Raw genomic sequence first — 16312 nt, 5'->3', positions numbered from 1 at the left:
CGAACATGAATTCGTACCCGGTGCGTGAACAGTTCGCTGTTGCCGCCGCCAAGCTGCGCGCAGCAGCAATCTGGTCCGTGTCTCTAAGCCATCGAGAAAATCCTCGATAAGACGCATCCGTTCACTTACGGCCACGGACCCCGCATTACGCGGACCGTGGCCTTTGTGTTGGATCCCGTGCTTTCCGGTTTCCCCGCTCGGTTGTGGTTCGCACCCATCGAACCCATTTCTTGCGACACATCCACGTCGCATCCAAGCTAGGAGAGACGAGTTGTCTACCCAGACATGTCGAGCCGTCACGTTCATCGAGATCGCTTCCACCCGCCACGACCTGCCGTGCCGCGTGTCCGATCCCGATCTGTGGTTCGCGGAGTCCCCGGCAGAACTCGAACAAGCCAAGGCCCTCTGCGCGCAGTGCCCCATCCGCTCCCTCTGCCTGGGTGCAGCTCTCGACCGCGGCGAGCCGTGGGGAGTATGGGGCGGAGAAATCCTCGACCACGGTGCGGTCATAGCAACCAAGAGGCCGAGGGGCAGACCCCGTAAGCAACTCGTGTGTGCCTGAGTTACACCTGCGGCATATGAGGTGGTTACACCTGCGGCTCCGCAAATCCCGGCAGCCACCGGGTCAGGATCTCCATGTACGGGGCGTACGCGTCCAACTGGGCACAAATGCCCACCGAGCCGAGGAGGACTCGGAAGATCATCAGGTACTCGGGCGGCAAGTTGAGTGCCCGGGCCGTCCGGAACTGCGCGCTGTTGAAATCGGTCGCAGTTCCGGCGGCTCGTTGAAGCCAGGTTCGAGTGAAATGGAATGACTCGGTCTGGATCGGATCCGTGAACGGACGTAGGTAGTCGGCGATTTCCTGATCGGTGACCGTGCGGCCCGGAATGACAAAACCGTTGGCCCGCAACAATTCCGTCAATTCGTCGAATCGTTCGTCGACGGCCAATCTCACCATTGTTCCCAAGACGGTCGGTAGCCCGTTCGGGAACGGTGCCGCCGCGCCGAAATCGATGACACCCAGTCGGCCGTCGTCGAGCAACATGAAATTCCCGGGGTGCGGATCGCAATGCAACAGGCCGACGCGCGCCGGTGACGCGAAGTGGAACTCGGCGAGGAGTGCGCCGGCGGCATTGCGTTGGTTCGGGGTTCCGCTCTCGATGATCCTGGTCAACGGTGTTGCCGTCATCCATTCGGTGACAACAACTTTCGGTGCGCTTGCAACGACGCGCGGGATGACGAACTGCGGATCGCCGTCGAACTCCGCGGCAAATGCTCGCTGATTGTCGGCTTCGATCCGGTAGTCGAGTTCTTCCTCGGTGCGCGCGGTGAATTCCTCGATAACCGGGCGCACGTCGACGCCGGGCATCACCGATCCGAAGAGGCCCGCAAATCGAGCGAGAGTCTTGAGGTCGGCTCGCAGGGCTTCGTCGGCGCCAGGGTACTGCACCTTGACGGCTACGTCCCGTCCGTCTGACCACACGGCCCGATGGACCTGCCCGAGGCTTGCCGACGCGGTGGGGGTGTCGTCGAAGGACTGGAACCGATCACGCCATTTGGTTCCCAGCTGCTGATCCAACATCTTGTGGACCTGCTTGACGGGCAACGGCGGAGCGGCGGCCTGGAGCTTGTTCAGGGACTCGCGATACGGCTCTGCGAATTCCTCCGGAATGGCCGCTTCCATGACGCTGAGCGCCTGGCCCAGCTTCATGGCGCCGCCCTTGAGTTCCCCCAGAACCGAAAACAACTGTTCCGCAGCCCGGGCACTGAGCTGGGCGTCGATCTGGTCTTTGTCACCACCGGCGAGCTTGCGCCCGAAGCCCATTGCGGCCCGCCCGGCCATCCCAATCGGAATGCTTGCGAGTTTGGCGGTACGGGCAGAGCTTTTGCGCGGGATGTCGGACACCACACCATCATGTCTGACGGACGCCGCCCGCGCCCGTCACGGGTGCGAGGTAATGGCAACTGCACGACGTTTGCCGTGGCCAGCGACGTGTCGTGATGCGATAAGGGACCAGATCAATCTCGAGGGTGGAGAACAAGCTGACCGGCGGCGTCGCTTCGGACGCACTGAGCGCGGACTCGATTTCGGACAGAGCGAGCGCTGTGGTCGCATGGATCATCGCGGGTTCGGCGTAGCCGGCACTACCGAGCAACTGCGCCGCCAGGTGCAGCCAGTCCGGATCGTGGCCAGCTCGGGTGATGTCGGCGCATCGCAGACAACTCGAGTGTCCTGGTAGTACCAACGGTCCGACGACGCCGCACCCGTCGCGCAGGTGAACCGCAAGGTGGGGGATGCCGCACCGCACGAGGTCGGCAACCAGGCGCGGATCGGTGACGACGTCATCGGTCAGGACGACAAGTACATTCCGCCACCCGGCAACGACATGACTGCTGCGGTAGCCGTGCGAGCGTTGGATATGCGTGCTGCCGTGACGTAAAGCCTGCGTGATGGAGTCCGACAGCGGACCTTGCCCGTGGACGCGAATTGATCCGGTTCGGCTGGTGCCGCCCCGGACGGGCCGCAGATATCCGCCTGCGGTGAGTTCGGCGAGCAGTTCGGTCATGACAGCGGTACTGATACCGCGTCGCGTTGCAGTCCACGTGATGGTCGCAATGCTCGTGCGTCCGTCCATCAATCGGAGTATGGCTTGCAGATCTCTGCCGTCGACTCCGTCGGGGGGAGTCAGGACCACAGCTTGCCCCGGTCGCCATCCGAGTTGAAGCCGGCCGTCCGGGCGCAGAAGAACAACGATCCGTGGATCCCATTCGGGACCCACGGATCGTGTGGTGTTCGGTGTGCTCATTCACCGATGATGACAGTGAGCTGGGCTCGCCTGACTGCGAAACACATAGTTATCCACAGGCTTTCGAGGCACTGACCTTGTGCTTCGACGTGGATCGCAACTTTTTCGGTTTACTTGCCGTCCTGCTCGTCCTCAGCGGACTTGTCATGCGTCTTGTCTGTCTGTGTCTTGTCTGCCTGTGTCTTGTCCATGGCTTCTTCGGCGGCCCGTTCCTTGGCCAGCAATGCCTCGAGCTGAGCCATCGGATCGTCGAAGTTACCGGCCTCGCCGCCGCCGGTGACACGTTCGACGAACGACGTCGGGGCATCGAGATCAGTGGAGTCAGGCAGCAGGTCCGGATGCGACCAGACGCCGTCGCGGGCTTCCATGCCGGCTTCGGCGGTCAATCGCTGCCACAGTGTTGCGGCCTCGCGGACCTTGCGCGGACGAAGTTCGAGACCGACGAGTGTTGCGAAGGTCTGCTCTGCCGGTCCGCCCGTGGCGCGTCGACGGCGAAGCGTCTCGCTCATCGCCGCAACACCCGGCAGGCGTTCGCCGAGTCCGGCGGTGACTACCGTCTCCACCCAGCCCTCGACCAGCGCCAGCAGTGTTTCGAGGCGCTCGAGAGCAGCCTTCTGCTCCGGTGTTGTCTGCGGTTCGAAGGTGCCCTGTTGCATGAGGGCTTCCAGCTTGGACGGGTCGGCCAAGGCCGACGGGTCGAGGTCCTTCGCGAATTCCTCCATTGCCGAGAAGTCCATGGTGATCCCACGGGCATATTCCTCGACGGTGGACAGCACTCGCTGGCGCAACCAGGGCACATGGCTGTACAGGCGATGGTGAGCAGCCTCACGTGCGGCGAGGAACACCAGGATTTCCTGATTCGGCTGCTCCAGTCCGTCACTGAACGACTGAACTGCCGCGGGAAGAAGAGCTGCGGTGCCTGCGGGACCGAGGGGAAGACCGATGTCGGTGGAGGACAGCACTTCCTTCGACAACTGGCCGAGAGCCTGACCGAGCTGCGAACCGAACGCGAGTCCACCCATCTGCGTGAGCATTCCCATCATCGGGCCGGCCATCTGAGCGGCCTCGGGCGGCAAACCCTGCGCCCACATGCCCGACACCTTCTCGGCCACCGGATCGCACAGGCGCTTCCAGGTGTCGATGGTGTTGTCGAGCCAGTCGTTAGCCGTCCACGCAACCGTCTTGGTGGCGCCGGCAGGGAGCGTCGTTGCAGCGTCCAGCCACAGTTCCGCGAGATGAGCCGCGTCGGCGACGGCCTTGACGTTGCCCTCCGTGATCGGTGTGACAGAACCGATCTGCTGGCGTGCGAGTTTCTTCGCGACGTCGTAATTGACAGGACCGGACCCGCCGGAGCCCATCGACGACCCCATGCCGCTGAGCATCTGGCCGAACTGGGTCAGCATCTGCCCGAGTTGTGCGGGGTCGAAACCTTCACCGCCCGCGCCGAACCCGAACGGCATGTCACCACCCCCGAACGGATTGCCACCGGCCGCGTTCTTGTCGCGGTCGGGATCGTCGTCGGAGTTGGAGAAGCCGAACGGCATGTTGCTCATACCTCAACGGTACAAGGGTTCGAGGCCTCGAGTAATGCGCGCTGTCACGCTGATGGCGAACAGCGAAGGCAATGGCTCTACCCTGGACAAGGTGAATCGACGGATCGTGACTCTCCTGGCCGCCTTAGCTCCCATCGTCGTCTTGGGCATCGTCGGATCCCTCGTCACCGTTCCGTACGTCGCGCTCGGTCCGGGACCGACGTTCAACACGCTGGGCACAGTCGACACCACCGTCGACGGCAAGCAGGTCACGAAGTCGGTGGTCGACATCGAGGGCACCGAACTCGACCCGACGACCGGCAACCTCAATATGACCACCGTCTCCGTTCGAGACGGTCTCAATCTCTTCGAGGCCTTCGGGCTCTGGGCCAGCGGCGACCACGGATTGGTTCCCCGCGCCGAGGTGTACCCGCCGAGCAAGACGAAGGAAGAAATTCAGCAGGCTAACACCGCCGACTTCCAGCAGTCCGAGAACAGCGCGGAACTCGCGGCCCTCAACTTCCTGGGCAAGCCAGTCGCGTTGACCGTCACGAAGGTCACCGAAGACGGTCCTGCCAGTGGTGCGTTGGCCGAAGGCGACACCTTGGTGAAGATCGGTGACACCCCGGTAGACACGGTCGGTGCGGTGCAACAAACTGTCGCGGCAATAGCGCCGGGCACAGAGGTACCGGTTACCGTGATTCGCGACGGCGCCGAAACGGTTGTGTCCGTCACGGTCGGAGCCCGGCCCAACCAGCCCGAATCCGGCTACCTCGGCATCACCCCGGAAGAAGTTCCCGAAGTTCCGTTCGACGTGACGTTCAATCTTGCCGATATCGGGGGGCCGTCAGCCGGCCTGATGTTCACCCTCGCTCTGCTGGACAAGTTGACGCCGGGCGAACTCAACGGCGGGCAGTTCGTCGCGGGAACCGGAACCATCGATTCGGACGGCACCGTGGGGCCCATCGGAGGAATCCGCTTCAAGCTCATCGCCGCCGCCGACGCCGGTGCCACGACGTTCCTCGTCCCCGCGCAGAACTGCGACGAGGCAAAACAGAACGCGCCGGACGGTCTTCGACTCGTGAAGGTCGACAACCTGTCCGGCGCGGTCGACGCACTCGACAGTCTCAACTCGGGCGGCGACGCACCCAGCTGCTAGTCCTCTTGCTAGTCCTCTTCTACCTCGTCGAGCGTCGCGTACAGCGCGTGAACGAGATGCGGAGCCAACCCGTCGTACGTCAGAAGCTGTAGCTCGGCGTAAGGATCTGCGTCTTCGTCCGGACGCATCTGCAACAGCGACAGGGACGGGCCGTCGCGGAGGACGCCGACAAAGAGGCGTGCCGCTCGTCGATCCGGGTGGGCATCGGCCGTCAGTCGAGCAATTTCGTCGGCTGCGTGCTCGTCGGTCAAGACCGGCTCGACAGCGTGGTCTAGATCGGATTCTGCGGCGGGCGGCAGAACTACGATTTCCTGAACGAGGATGCAACCCTCGACGGACTCGGGCCAGTTGGTCGTTGCCAGAAACTCTTCGAGCGCTCGTGATCCGCCGATGATGTCGTCGGGGAGCGGTTCCTGTTCGATCGGGGTGTATTCGGCCCCGTCCTCGAGTTGGTCGAGCAGACCCGGTTCGGCTGCGGCAAGCAATTCGGTGGGTACCAAGGCATACAACTTGGGCGGCTGATCCCAGCCTTCGGCGTCGATGTGGTCGACAACTTCATGAACGCACCGGGCAAGAGCCTTCGGTGACCTGTTCGGATTTTCTTCACTCACCTGTTCATCCTTGCACCTCGTGTTGTCATGCCGTGACTGTTGTTACGTAGAGTGGTCCGAAACGGCCAAGTCCACTCGGACCTGGCTGCACTGATCGATGCACTCGGTTGCGACGTCTCGGCGTCGCCGAATCTTGGAGCGTGGCACGTGGGCATGCGGCCCCCCGCAGGTTTACCCTCTCTGTCCAGACGCAGTCGAATTCTGTTGGGGGTAGCCGTAATTGTTGCGGTCCTCCTGCTGATCGGTCCCCGGCTGATCAGCATGTACACCGATTGGCTGTGGTTCGGCGAGGTCAATTTCCGAGGCGTTTTCACCAAGGTTCTGCTCACCCGGGCGCTGCTCTTCCTCGTCGTGGGTGTTGTAGTCGGTGCCATCGTGTGGTTGGCGATGATGCTCGCGTACCGCTCGCGTCCGGTCTTCGTTCCGGTATCGGGACCGAATGATCCGATCGCGCGCTACCGCACCACCGTCATGTCGCGTCTGCGTCTGTTCGGTGTGATCGTCCCGATCGCGATCGGATTGCTGTCCGGGTTGATCGCGCAGGCCAACTGGGTCACGATCCAGTTGTTCTTCAACGGCGGTTCGTTCGGGATCACCGATCCGCAGTTCAACCTCGACGTCGGTTTCTACACGTTCGATCTGCCGTTCTACCGCTTCGTGCTGAACTGGCTGTTCGTCGCGGTTCTCCTGGCATTCGTGGCGAACCTTCTCACGCACTACATCTTCGGCGGCATCAAACTCGCCGGCCGTGGGGGAACGTTCACGTCGGCTGCTCGTATCCAATTGGCAGTCTTGGCAGGAACTTTCGTTCTGCTCAAGGCAGTGGCGTACTGGTTCGACCGGTACTCGCTGCTCTCGAGTGATCGTAAGGAGCCCACGTTCACCGGCCCCGGTTACACCGACATCAATGCGGTGCTGCCGGCCAAGCTGATCCTGCTGTCGATCGCAGTGATCTGTGCCCTGGCGTTTTTCGCGGCCATCTTCACGCGGGATCTCCGGATTCCGGCCATGGCTGTTGCTCTGCTCGTGCTGTCGTCGGTTCTCGTCGGTGCCGTGTGGCCGATGATCGTCGAACAGTTCTCGGTCAAGCCGAACGCTGCCGACAAGGAAAGCACATACATCGAGCGAAATATCGCGGCCACCAGGCAGGCGTACGGCATCACCGACGACAAGGTGACCTATCAGCCGTACTCGGGTGACGGCACCGCCATTCCGCGCGACGTTCCGGCCGATGTCACGACCATTGCAAACGCGCGCTTGCTCGATCCCAACATTCTTTCGCCCACGTTCACGCAGCAGCAGCAGCGTCAGAACTTCTACGGCTTCCCGCCGTCGCTCGATATCGACCGCTACGAGGTCGCCGGCGAAATGCAGGACTACATTGTCGCGGCGCGTGAACTCTCGCCGAACAACCTGCAAGGTAACCAGACGGACTGGATCAACAAGCACACCGTCTACACGCACGGTGACGGCCTGGTGGCAGCACCGGCCAACAGGATCACCGCTCCGGTCCTCGATCCGACCAAGGAAGCAGCCAACAACAACGCGGGTTACCCGATCTACACGGTCAGTGACATCGCGTCGTTGGCTGCGGGTACCCAGGTCATCCCGGTCGACCAGCCGCGTGTCTACTACGGTGAGGTCATCGCTCAGGGCGCCGCGGACTACGCGATCGTCGGCGGGGCCAGCGGTTCCGAGCCACGTGAGTACGACACCGAGCAGACCAAGTACACGTACACCGGATCCGGTGGTGTCGATATCGGAAACTGGTTCAACCGGTTGGCGTTTGCTGCCAAGTACACCGAGCGCAACATCCTGTTCTCGGGTGCGGTCGGCTCCGATTCGAAGATCATCTACAACCGTGACCCGCGCGATCGCGTCGGCCAGGTCGCTCCGTGGTTGACGATGGACGGCGACGCCTACCCGGCAGCCGTGGACGGCAAGATCGTCTGGATCGTCGATGCGTACACAACGCTCGAGAACTACCCGTACGCGCAGCGTAGTTCGCTCGAGGGCTTGGTGGCCGACAGCGTCGACGCCACCACAGGCCGACTCCTCCCGAAGAAGGAGGTGTCGTACATCCGTAACTCGGTGAAGGCCACCGTCGACGCCTACGACGGCACGGTCACGCTGTACCAGGTCGACGACAACGATCCTGTCCTCAACGCCTGGAAGGGTGTGTTCCCGAACACCGTCCAGCCGCAGAGCGCGATCTCCGACGACCTGCGTGCGCACTTCCGTTACCCGGAGGATCTGTTCAAGGTCCAGCGCGAAATGTTGGCGAAGTACCACGTCGACAACCCGACCGAATTCTTCACCAACAACGCGTTCTGGTCGGTGCCCAACGAGCCGACGGTCGAAGGTTCCAACCAGAACGAGCCGCCGTTCTATGTGATGGTCGGCGATCAGGAGACCGGTGAGCCGTCGTTCCGACTCATCAGCCCGATGGTCGGCTTCCGTCGTGAGTTCCTCTCGGCCCACATTTCGGTGGATTCGGATCCGAAGAACTACGGCAAGATCACAGTCTTGCAGTTGCCGACGGACAAACAGACGCAGGGTCCGTCGCAGTCTCAGAACTCGATGATCTCGGATCCGCGAGTGGGTTCGGAGAAATCGATCCTCGAGAGAACCAACACGATTCGATACGGCAACCAGTTGGCGTTGCCGATCGCAAAGGGCGGCATTCTCTACGTCGAGCCGATGTACACCGAACGCAGTAATGCCAGTACGTCGTTCCCGCAGCTCTCTCGTGTCCTGGCGAGTTACCAGGAACCGGGTGTGTCCGGACGTGTCCGGGTCGGCTACGCGTCGACGCTGGCCGAGGCTCTCGGTCAGATCTTCGACAACGGCGGTGCTGCCGGGGTGGCAACGGCTCCGGGCGGAACGGCGGAGACAGCGCCGACTCCGGATACCAGCACGGATACCACTCCGACGCCCGGTGCTCCGGCCCCGGCTCCGACGGACACCGCGGCAGTGGTCGCGGAGCTCGATGCGGCATTGACCAATCTGCGAGCTACCCAGCAGAGTGGCGACTTCGCTGCGTACGGTGCGGCGTTGGATCGTCTGCAGAAGGCTGTTGACGCCTACCAGGCGCTGCCGAAGTAAGGTTCTGCCGAAGTAAGGTTTTGTAGCAGAACTCGAAGGCCCACCATCCAATCGGATGGTGGGCCTTCGATTTTGTGTACGTGTGTTTGTGTGCGCGTGTTTGTGTGCGCGTGTTTGTGCGTGATCGGTGTCAGCGAAGTGCTGCGAGCACCTGCGGGTTGGTGTCGGCGAGCTGCTGGAACTGCGCGCCGAAACCGTACTGGTCGGCAAGTCCGCGAGCGGAGTCGTAGGCCTGCTGTGCGGCTGGCTTGTACTCGGCCGGGATCTGGAATGCGGCGATGGGTGCTTCGGCGACGGCCGGTGCTGCTTCGGGGGCCGGTGCCGGTGCCGGAGCCTGCTCCTCGGACGCGACGGTCAGGTGCCTGCCGCAGCTGGGCCATGCGCCGGGGCCCTGGGACTGCAGGGTGTTCTCGGCAACGCGGATCTGCTCTTCCTTCGACGCGTTTGCGGGGGAGCCGGAGCCACCGTTGGCGGTCCAGGTGCTCTGCGAGAACTGCAGGCCGCCGTAGTAGCCGTTTCCGGTGTTGATGTTCCAGTTTCCGCCGCTCTCGCACGCTGCGACGCCGTCCCAGTTGTGGGTGGCTGCGGATGCGGTGCCGGCGGAGATGGTGAGGGGCACTGCAACGAGGGCGCCGGCGACGGCCAATGTGCCTACTGCACGCTTGCTGATGCTGGTGTAAGACATGGGGTAAATCCTCTCCGCGCTCGCTGACAACGGCGGGCCTGCGGGTCGAGGTGGTGCGTTCGTCCCGGGCGCTTGTCTCTCCGTGTCTCTGCCCCTCGAAGGTTTCGGGGGTTCCGATCCCGCGGGGCAGAGTCAAGCAGCGGCGGGTCGGCGTTCGCCCGGTTGATTCGGGCCGGGATCGACCGTACGGCAGTTGCTTTCAAGGTTCACTTCACAGTTTTACGAGCGAACTGTTCGGTACGGGTCGGGATTTTTCGGACAATCGCCAGGTCAACTCCCACCGATGCGGATTCGAAGCGGCGCCGTTACATACTCGTTATGTGTTGATGGTCACGGGCAAAATGTGAAGCCGGTCACGAAAAATCGTGGTCCGAGGCCTGGATGTGACTCTGGCGCAGGCGATTTGCAATCTGTTCACCGGCTCGTGTAGTTTTATCAATGCATCGCGGGGTGGAGCAGCTCGGTAGCTCGCTGGGCTCATAACCCAGAGGTCGCAGGTTCAAATCCTGTCCCCGCTACTAAAGAAGGAACCGCCGCACTGGAATCCAGTGCGGCGGTTCTTTTTTGTCGGTGTGTGTGGTGGGTCAGCAGCGCGTTGTACGGACGAGTAGTCCGGCGACGTGAGCGCTCGCCGCGGCGCGGGCACCAATCGCGTCACCGGTCTCGATGGCCGAGACGATCCGCGCATGCTCGGCTACGGCGAGGCGCCGGTTCAGATCCGAACCCCACATATCCGTCCGAAACAAGTGCGACTGACCATCCAGACGGTGCAGAGCCTCGCTGAGTGGGACATTGGCCGCTGTCTCTCGAATCAGATTGTGAAACTCGAGATCCAATGCGGAATCGCGTCGCCGATCCGGAGCGGCGACCAGCAATTCGCGTTGCTCCTCGACCATCGTGTTCAGTTGTGAGACGACGTCGTGCGTTGCGCGCGTTGTGGCGCTGAATGCGGCCAGGCCGTCCAAGACTTCCCGGACCTCGAACACCGCGCGCAGCGAGTCCGCATCGAGTGATTCGACCCTCGCACCGGCGTTGCGGGTATGCACCGCGATGCCCTCGTAGATCAACTGCTGCACGGCCTCACGAACCGGTGTTCTACTGACATTCAGTTTGGTTGCGAGCGCGGGGACACTCAGCGGCGTACCCGGAGCAAGTTCGCCGGAGAAGATGAGCTCTCGGAGACTCTCGTGCACCGATTCGGTCAGTGGTGCACGTTCGGTTGTGGTCATGATTTCTCGCTGGTCATAGATTCGCTGGTCATGGTTATCGCGGTCCCCTTGCACGGTGCTGACATTACCCGGCCGCTCGCACCCGTTCGGCTTCTCGCAAGTCCCCACCCGGGGCGATCCCACCCTTCAATCCTGCGACCTTTGCCGCGATGTTCTCGGCAATCGTGATCGGCGGATATCCGACCTCACCGGGCGCCAGTGTTCCCGGCAGCGCCTCGATAACGGCGTCGTAGTTGCCGTCGAAAAAGAATGCGGCAGAACGCCGTCTGATGATCCGGCCGCCGACGATCGGCGGATCCACGCGGTGAATCGTGGACCGCCAGCGGTCGTTGGTCCATCGAGCCATCGCGTCGCCGAGATTGATCAGCAGTGCGTTGTCCGCGGGTTGGGCGTCGTGCCAGAGATTGTCGGCGCCCAAAATCTGAAGGCCGGGAACCTGATCGGCCCACAGAATGGTCAGAATTCCGAAGTCGGTGTGTGCGCCCATGCCGGTCATGTCGCCGGCGACATCGATGTCGCCTTCTTCGAGCGCGTAGTTGTTCATCTTCAACGCATTGATCGAATGGTCGAGCATGGAGTCGAAGTATCCCTTCTCCAAATCCAACGCATCGGTGAAGGCGCGCATCAGGATTGTGGCCAAAGTCTGGGCTTGGGAGAAGTAGTGCTCGACGGCCGGTCGGAACCCGGGTGCGGCGTCCGGCCAGGTGTTGGCGGCGTAGCTGGATTCGGGGAGACCCAGTCCTGGATAGTCGGCAACCTCGGTTCCGACGACAACGGCTTCGTAGAAGTCGTTCATCATGTTTGCGGACGCGACGCCGAGGCTCATGCTCAACGACTCCGATTTCGGCGGCGAATAACCGCGATTCTCGGACGACGAGCGAGTGTATGTCTTCTTCACGTTCAACGGCAGGTCGAAGAACTCGTCCAGCGCACAGGCCAGTCCGTCGATCGACTCGCGCGGAATGCCGTGTCCCACAATCTGAATGAAGCCGACCTCGCGGCAAGCCCGGTCCAGTTCGGTAGCGACGGCAGCGCAGGCGGCGTGGTGGCGCTCGTCCGGCGAGTTCGCGACGTAGGGGCTGATGTCGATGGTGGGAATCTCGAAGCTCATGTCAGTAGGTCCTTTTCAAGTAAAGAGCAAGTCGATCAGCGGCCCGACGTGTGCCACTTACCGACCAGCACACGGGAGAGGTATCCGAAGACGGAGAAGACCAGAACGCCGAAAAGCGATGCGATGACGATTGCGCCGATCAGATCCTCGGACTGGAGTCGGCTGCGGTAGACGTCGAGAAGGGTGCCGATGCCCGGCTGTCCTTTCGCAAAGAACATGTCGCCGATAATGGCGCCGACAACGACAAGTCCGGACGCGGTGCGAATGCCGGTCAGAATGGCAGGCATCGCAGCTCGCAGTTCGAGCTTCACCAGCCGATCCCAGCGGGATGCGCGTCCGAGAGTGAAGAGTTCGTGCAGTCCCCGGTCGACGGACTGCAAACCGAAGTGGGTGTTGGTGATGATGGGGAACGCCGCGATCAGTACACACACCAAGGTGCGGGCAGTCATGCCGTAGCCGAACCACAGGCCGATCAACGGGACGATCGCGAGAATGGGAATAACTTGAAGCACAACGGCATACGGGTAGACGATCCGTTCGATCCACTTGGCCTGACTCATCAGCACACCGGTTCCGACGCCGATCGCAACCGCGACGACAAAGCCTACAGCCGCGACCTGCGCAGTGACGGCCAGAGCTTCGAGCATCGGGCCCAAGTGTTTCCAGTCGAGTAGCGACTGCGTGAGCACTCGACTCGGTGGCGGCAGCATGAACTGGCGTTCGGGGGAGAGGACCAGGTTGCTCACTATCGACCAGAGCGCGAGGGCGCCGGCCAATGAGAGAAGGGGAAACACAATCATGTCCCGACGAAGTGCAAGTGCTTCGGTCATCGGATGCTCCCGTGCAGACTGGCCGAAATTTCGGCGACGTATTCGGTGAAACGGGCGTCGTACCGCAGTTCCGGGTTGCGTGGGTAGGGAAAGTCGATGTCGACAACAGAATGGATGCGACCAGGTCGCGCGGTCATGATGACAACCTTGTTGGCGAGGTACACCGCCTCGGACACCGAATGCGTGATGAACATAGCGGTGAATCCCTTGTCCGCGTAAAGCCGTTGAAGTTCGACCTGCATGTCGAGGCGAGTCATTTCGTCGAGAGCGCCGAACGGCTCGTCCAGGAGCATGACCTCCGGAGCCAGGGTCAGAGCCCGAGCGAGCGACACTCGCATCTTCATGCCACCGGACAGTGCATTGGGCAATTGCCCCGAGAAGTCGCGCAGGCCGACTGCATTGATGGCATCGGTGCCGCGTTCACGACGGAGGGCTTTGGATACACCGCCCAACTCGGCCGACAACTCGACATTGGATTGCACTGTTCGCCACGGCAACAGGGTCGGTTCCTGGAAGATGAAGCCAACCGACTCGGTGTCGAGTGCAACGGATCCACTGGTGGGGCGCTCGAGGCCGGCTGCCATGCGCAACAGCGTCGACTTTCCGCAGCCGGACGGGCCGACCACGGCTACGAAGTCGCCACGACGCACATCGAGGTTGATGCCGTCCAGTGCCACCGTGCCGGTGTCGAACTTCTTCACGACATCGGTGAAGGCCATCTGCATGGACGTGGTCAGTCTGCGTGCGTCGGTGTCCTGCATCGTGTTTGCGAGTTTCATCCGTGCCTCCGGATCGTGTGATGCATGCAAAATATCTGTGTTCTGCTGTGTTCGAGTTTGGATTGCATGTATGTCGTGCGGATTTCTCAGTGTTAATTGACTGTGACATCGCAGGTGAATTGGTTATCGCTGATGTTTAACCTGCGAGAAACAAAGCGGCATCTGCATGTAATCGAAGTGCTACAGACTCTGCTCATCCACAATCTGCATGTCAGAGTCACTTCATTCGAGGAGAACGCCGTGAGCCCCAATCGCACAACTGTGGGAACCGCCAGCATCGCCGTCGCGCTGATTGCTGCATTCGGATTGAGTGCATGTAGTTCGAGTGACGCCGACACGGCAGTTACGTCGGAGGCACTCGAGTTGGCAGCGGAGGCACAGACACTTGCCGGCGTATGTCCGGAAAACGTTGTAGTGCAGCTGCAATGGCAGCCCCAGTCGGACATGGGTGCGCTGTTCGAGATGCTCGGGCCGGGATATACCGTCGATACCGACGACAAGTCGGTCAGCGGCACTCTGGTCGCGGGCGGCAAGGATACCGGCGTCGATCTCACACTTCGGGCCGGTGGCCCCGCGATCGGGTTTCAGTCCGTCAGTTCTCAGATGTACGTGGACGATTCGATCACGTTGGGGCTCGTCCATGGTGACCAGGTGATCGCGGCGTCGGCAAGTCAGCCTGTCATGGCGGTGACCCCACTGCTCAAGTACAGTCCGGCAATCGTGATGTGGGACCCTGCGTCGCACCCCGAGTGGAAGAGTGTTGCCGATATCGGGAAAACCGATGCTAGCGTCGTGGTCTCGAAGGAACAGTTGTTTCCGCAGTGGCTGGTTGCGAAGGGGTTGTTGAAGCAGTCGCAACTCGACACGAGTTACGACGGCGCACCGTCGCGTTTCGTCGGCGACCCGACCATTGCGCAGCAGGGGTTCGCGAATTCCGAACCGTATACCTACGAGAACGAGACCCCGGCCTGGGACAAGCCGGTTTCCTTTGATCTGCTGAAGGATTCGGGCTTCGATATCTATGCGTCCAACGTGTCGGTCCGCGCCGACAAGGTAGAAGCGCTCTCGTCGTGCCTGACCAAATTGGTACCGATCATCCAGCAGGCGAGCGCCGACTACATCAGCGATCCGGGCGCGGCAAATGCCACGATCGTCGACGTTGTCTCGCAGGATATTTCGTTCAGCCCCTACACCGCAGGCGAAGCTGCCTTCAGTGCTCAGATGTTGAAGGACGAAGGATTGATTGCAAACGAGGCCGACGGTTCGGTGGGAACCTATGACATGGCCCGAGTCGCCCGAAACGTTGCCGACCTGACGCCTGTCCTGGTGGCAGGCGGTGCCGCGATTCCGGATTCACTGACTGCGCAGCAGATCTACACCAACCAGTTCACCAATCCGTCCATCGGAATCCGCTGATCAGGAGCCTGGAAAATCATGACGTACGAGATGACAGAACTCAACCGCGAGAGCCGTATGGGCGGCCTCGGTACCGAAACAACCGACCGCGAAGTGCGTCGGATCGATCTCTCCGATTTCGAGAACCGTCGAAGTGAAATAGCCGACGAGTTATGGTCGGCTGCAACGGATATCGGATTCTTTCAGGTAATCAACCACGGAATCGACATCGGTGAGGTGCGCAAGGCGTTTGCCGCGACCGAGAACTTCTTTGCGCTGCAAAGCGAGGTTAAGGCCCAATATCCGCTGAAGAAGGGATTCAATTCCGGCTGGGAGAGCATGTCGCAAGTGCGGCCGTCGATCGGGACGCCCGACCAGAAGGAGTCCTACCAGGTAACTCGGCCCCACATGGGTGACCTGTGGCCCACGGACGAGGAACTCGCGGGTTTCCGCGAAACTATTCTCGACTTCGAGTCACGATGCTGGGGCGTCGCGATGGCACTGCTGTCGTGCTTCGCTGACAAACTCGGATTCGAGCGCGACTTCTTCACGAAGGCTCACGATCCGTCTCTCGCCAGCTACCAGAGCACTCTCCGGTTGCTGCACTACTTCCCGCTTGCTCCGGATGCCGATGTCGAGGGAATGTGGCGGGCCGGCGCCCACACCGATTTCGACTGCCTGACGTTGCTTTTCCAACGCGACGGTCAGGGCGGACTGCAGTTGTGCCCGGGAAAGGAGATGGAGACCCAGGAATGGACGTCGGTGGAACCCGCCGAGGAAGCCATCACCTGCAACATCGGTGACATGCTGATGCGATGGAGCGACGATGTACTGCCGTCGAACTTCCATCGCGTCAAGAGCCCTGGCCCGGACGACTACCGCGGCCCTCGATACAGCCTGGCATTCTTCGCGCAGGCCAACCGGGACATCGTGATCGAAGGTCCGGCCGGGAAGTATCCGCCGATCACCGCCGAGGACTACATCTACCAGCGTGTGAACGCCAACTTCGCCCGCTGAGTCGACCGAAGATGTCGACCGAAGATGTCGACCGAAGATACGGAGAAAACG

General features: G+C 61.7%; 14 protein-coding genes and 1 tRNA gene. 6 read left to right on the top strand and 9 right to left on the bottom strand.

Annotated features, from left to right (window positions below; all coding sequences use genetic code 11):
* Positions 1-271 precede the first annotated feature (271 nt).
* Complete coding sequence (locus tag ACFRFQ_RS15100) at positions 272-562, top strand: WhiB family transcriptional regulator (RefSeq protein ID WP_185993260.1); 291 nt, start codon at positions 272-274, stop codon at positions 560-562.
* A 25-nt stretch (positions 563-587) separates the two neighbouring features.
* Here the strand turns inward: ACFRFQ_RS15100 and ACFRFQ_RS15095 are convergent, their stop codons facing one another.
* The 3 genes from ACFRFQ_RS15095 to ACFRFQ_RS15085 form a co-directional block, all read right to left on the bottom strand.
* Entirely contained in the window at positions 588-1910 is a 1323-nt protein-coding gene (locus tag ACFRFQ_RS15095; protein WP_378658913.1) for an ABC1 kinase family protein, read from the bottom strand.
* Between the two features lie 4 nt (positions 1911-1914).
* Positions 1915-2808 (bottom strand): hypothetical protein, encoded by an 894-nt coding sequence (locus ACFRFQ_RS15090; RefSeq protein WP_378658910.1) that lies wholly within the window; start codon positions 2806-2808, stop codon positions 1915-1917.
* Between the two features lie 110 nt (positions 2809-2918).
* The gene (locus ACFRFQ_RS15085) at positions 2919-4361 is read right to left on the bottom strand and encodes a zinc-dependent metalloprotease (RefSeq protein WP_378658908.1); all 1443 of its coding nucleotides are present in this window, start codon (positions 4359-4361) and stop codon (positions 2919-2921) included.
* A gap of 91 nt (positions 4362-4452) precedes the next feature.
* On the opposite strand from ACFRFQ_RS15085, the gene ACFRFQ_RS15080 reads away from it, so the two are divergent.
* On the top strand, positions 4453-5499 hold the full coding sequence (locus ACFRFQ_RS15080) for a PDZ domain-containing protein (RefSeq protein ID WP_378658906.1): 1047 nt from the start codon (positions 4453-4455) through the stop codon (positions 5497-5499).
* An 8-nt stretch (positions 5500-5507) separates the two neighbouring features.
* Here the strand turns inward: ACFRFQ_RS15080 and ACFRFQ_RS15075 are convergent, their stop codons facing one another.
* Positions 5508-6110, bottom strand: a complete 603-nt coding sequence (locus tag ACFRFQ_RS15075) for a PPA1309 family protein (RefSeq protein ID WP_378658903.1) — start codon at positions 6108-6110, stop codon at positions 5508-5510.
* Between the two features lie 147 nt (positions 6111-6257).
* Between ACFRFQ_RS15075 and ACFRFQ_RS15070 the strand changes: the two genes are divergently transcribed.
* Positions 6258-9215 carry a UPF0182 family protein gene (locus ACFRFQ_RS15070; RefSeq protein WP_378658901.1) on the top strand — a complete coding sequence of 986 codons (2958 nt, stop codon included), beginning with the start codon at positions 6258-6260 and terminating at the stop codon, positions 9213-9215.
* 130 nt (positions 9216-9345) lie between these two features.
* On the opposite strand, the gene ACFRFQ_RS15065 is transcribed toward ACFRFQ_RS15070, so the two are convergent.
* Positions 9346-9900, bottom strand: a complete 555-nt coding sequence (locus tag ACFRFQ_RS15065) for a transglycosylase family protein (protein ID WP_378658898.1) — start codon at positions 9898-9900, stop codon at positions 9346-9348.
* A 444-nt stretch (positions 9901-10344) separates the two neighbouring features.
* Between ACFRFQ_RS15065 and ACFRFQ_RS15060 the strand changes: the two genes are divergently transcribed.
* A tRNA-Met gene (locus tag ACFRFQ_RS15060) sits at positions 10345-10418 on the top strand.
* Between the two features lie 66 nt (positions 10419-10484).
* On the opposite strand, the gene ACFRFQ_RS15055 is transcribed toward ACFRFQ_RS15060, so the two are convergent.
* The 4 genes from ACFRFQ_RS15055 to ACFRFQ_RS15040 all read right to left on the bottom strand — a co-directional run bounded on the left by ACFRFQ_RS15055 (position 10485) and on the right by ACFRFQ_RS15040 (position 13849).
* Complete coding sequence (locus tag ACFRFQ_RS15055) at positions 10485-11129, bottom strand: GntR family transcriptional regulator (protein ID WP_378658896.1); 645 nt, start codon at positions 11127-11129, stop codon at positions 10485-10487.
* A gap of 64 nt (positions 11130-11193) precedes the next feature.
* The gene (locus ACFRFQ_RS15050) at positions 11194-12240 is read right to left on the bottom strand and encodes an isopenicillin N synthase family dioxygenase (protein WP_378658893.1); all 1047 of its coding nucleotides are present in this window, start codon (positions 12238-12240) and stop codon (positions 11194-11196) included.
* Between the two features lie 35 nt (positions 12241-12275).
* Positions 12276-13070, bottom strand: a complete 795-nt coding sequence (locus ACFRFQ_RS15045; protein WP_378658891.1) for an ABC transporter permease — start codon at positions 13068-13070, stop codon at positions 12276-12278.
* A complete protein-coding gene (locus ACFRFQ_RS15040) occupies positions 13067-13849 on the bottom strand; it encodes an ABC transporter ATP-binding protein (RefSeq protein WP_378658888.1) in 783 nt (260 codons plus the stop codon). The genes ACFRFQ_RS15045 and ACFRFQ_RS15040 overlap by 4 nt, the downstream gene beginning before the upstream one ends.
* A 240-nt stretch (positions 13850-14089) precedes the next feature.
* Between ACFRFQ_RS15040 and ACFRFQ_RS15035 the strand changes: the two genes are divergently transcribed.
* Positions 14090-15265 (top strand): nitrate ABC transporter substrate-binding protein, encoded by a 1176-nt coding sequence (locus ACFRFQ_RS15035; protein ID WP_378658886.1) that lies wholly within the window; start codon positions 14090-14092, stop codon positions 15263-15265.
* 18 nt (positions 15266-15283) lie between these two features.
* Positions 15284-16261, top strand: coding sequence for an isopenicillin N synthase family dioxygenase (locus ACFRFQ_RS15030; RefSeq protein ID WP_378658884.1), 978 nt, complete (start codon positions 15284-15286; stop codon positions 16259-16261).
* Positions 16262-16312: the final 51 nt, after the last annotated feature.

The organism is Rhodococcus sp. NPDC056743 (assembly GCF_042790355.1).
GTDB lineage: Bacteria > Actinomycetota > Actinomycetes > Mycobacteriales > Mycobacteriaceae > Rhodococcus_F.
This window is presented reverse-complemented; position numbering and strand designations above follow the sequence as displayed.

Bases quoted from the DNA above. Each gene is read 5' to 3' on its own strand.
- ACFRFQ_RS15090 (WP_378658910.1), bottom strand. From the start codon at position 2,808: ATGAGCACACCGAACACCACACGATCCGTGGGTCCCGAATGGGATCCA.
- ACFRFQ_RS15085 (WP_378658908.1), bottom strand. From the start codon at position 4,361: ATGAGCAACATGCCGTTCGGCTTCTCCAACTCCGACGACGATCCCGAC.
- ACFRFQ_RS15065 (WP_378658898.1), bottom strand. From the start codon at position 9,900: ATGTCTTACACCAGCATCAGCAAGCGTGCAGTAGGCACATTGGCCGTC.
- ACFRFQ_RS15055 (WP_378658896.1), bottom strand. From the start codon at position 11,129: ATGACCACAACCGAACGTGCACCACTGACCGAATCGGTGCACGAGAGT.
- ACFRFQ_RS15050 (WP_378658893.1), bottom strand. From the start codon at position 12,240: ATGAGCTTCGAGATTCCCACCATCGACATCAGCCCCTACGTCGCGAAC.
- ACFRFQ_RS15045 (WP_378658891.1), bottom strand. From the start codon at position 13,070: ATGACCGAAGCACTTGCACTTCGTCGGGACATGATTGTGTTTCCCCTT.
- ACFRFQ_RS15040 (WP_378658888.1), bottom strand. From the start codon at position 13,849: ATGAAACTCGCAAACACGATGCAGGACACCGACGCACGCAGACTGACC.
- ACFRFQ_RS15030 (WP_378658884.1), top strand. From the start codon at position 15,284: ATGACGTACGAGATGACAGAACTCAACCGCGAGAGCCGTATGGGCGGC.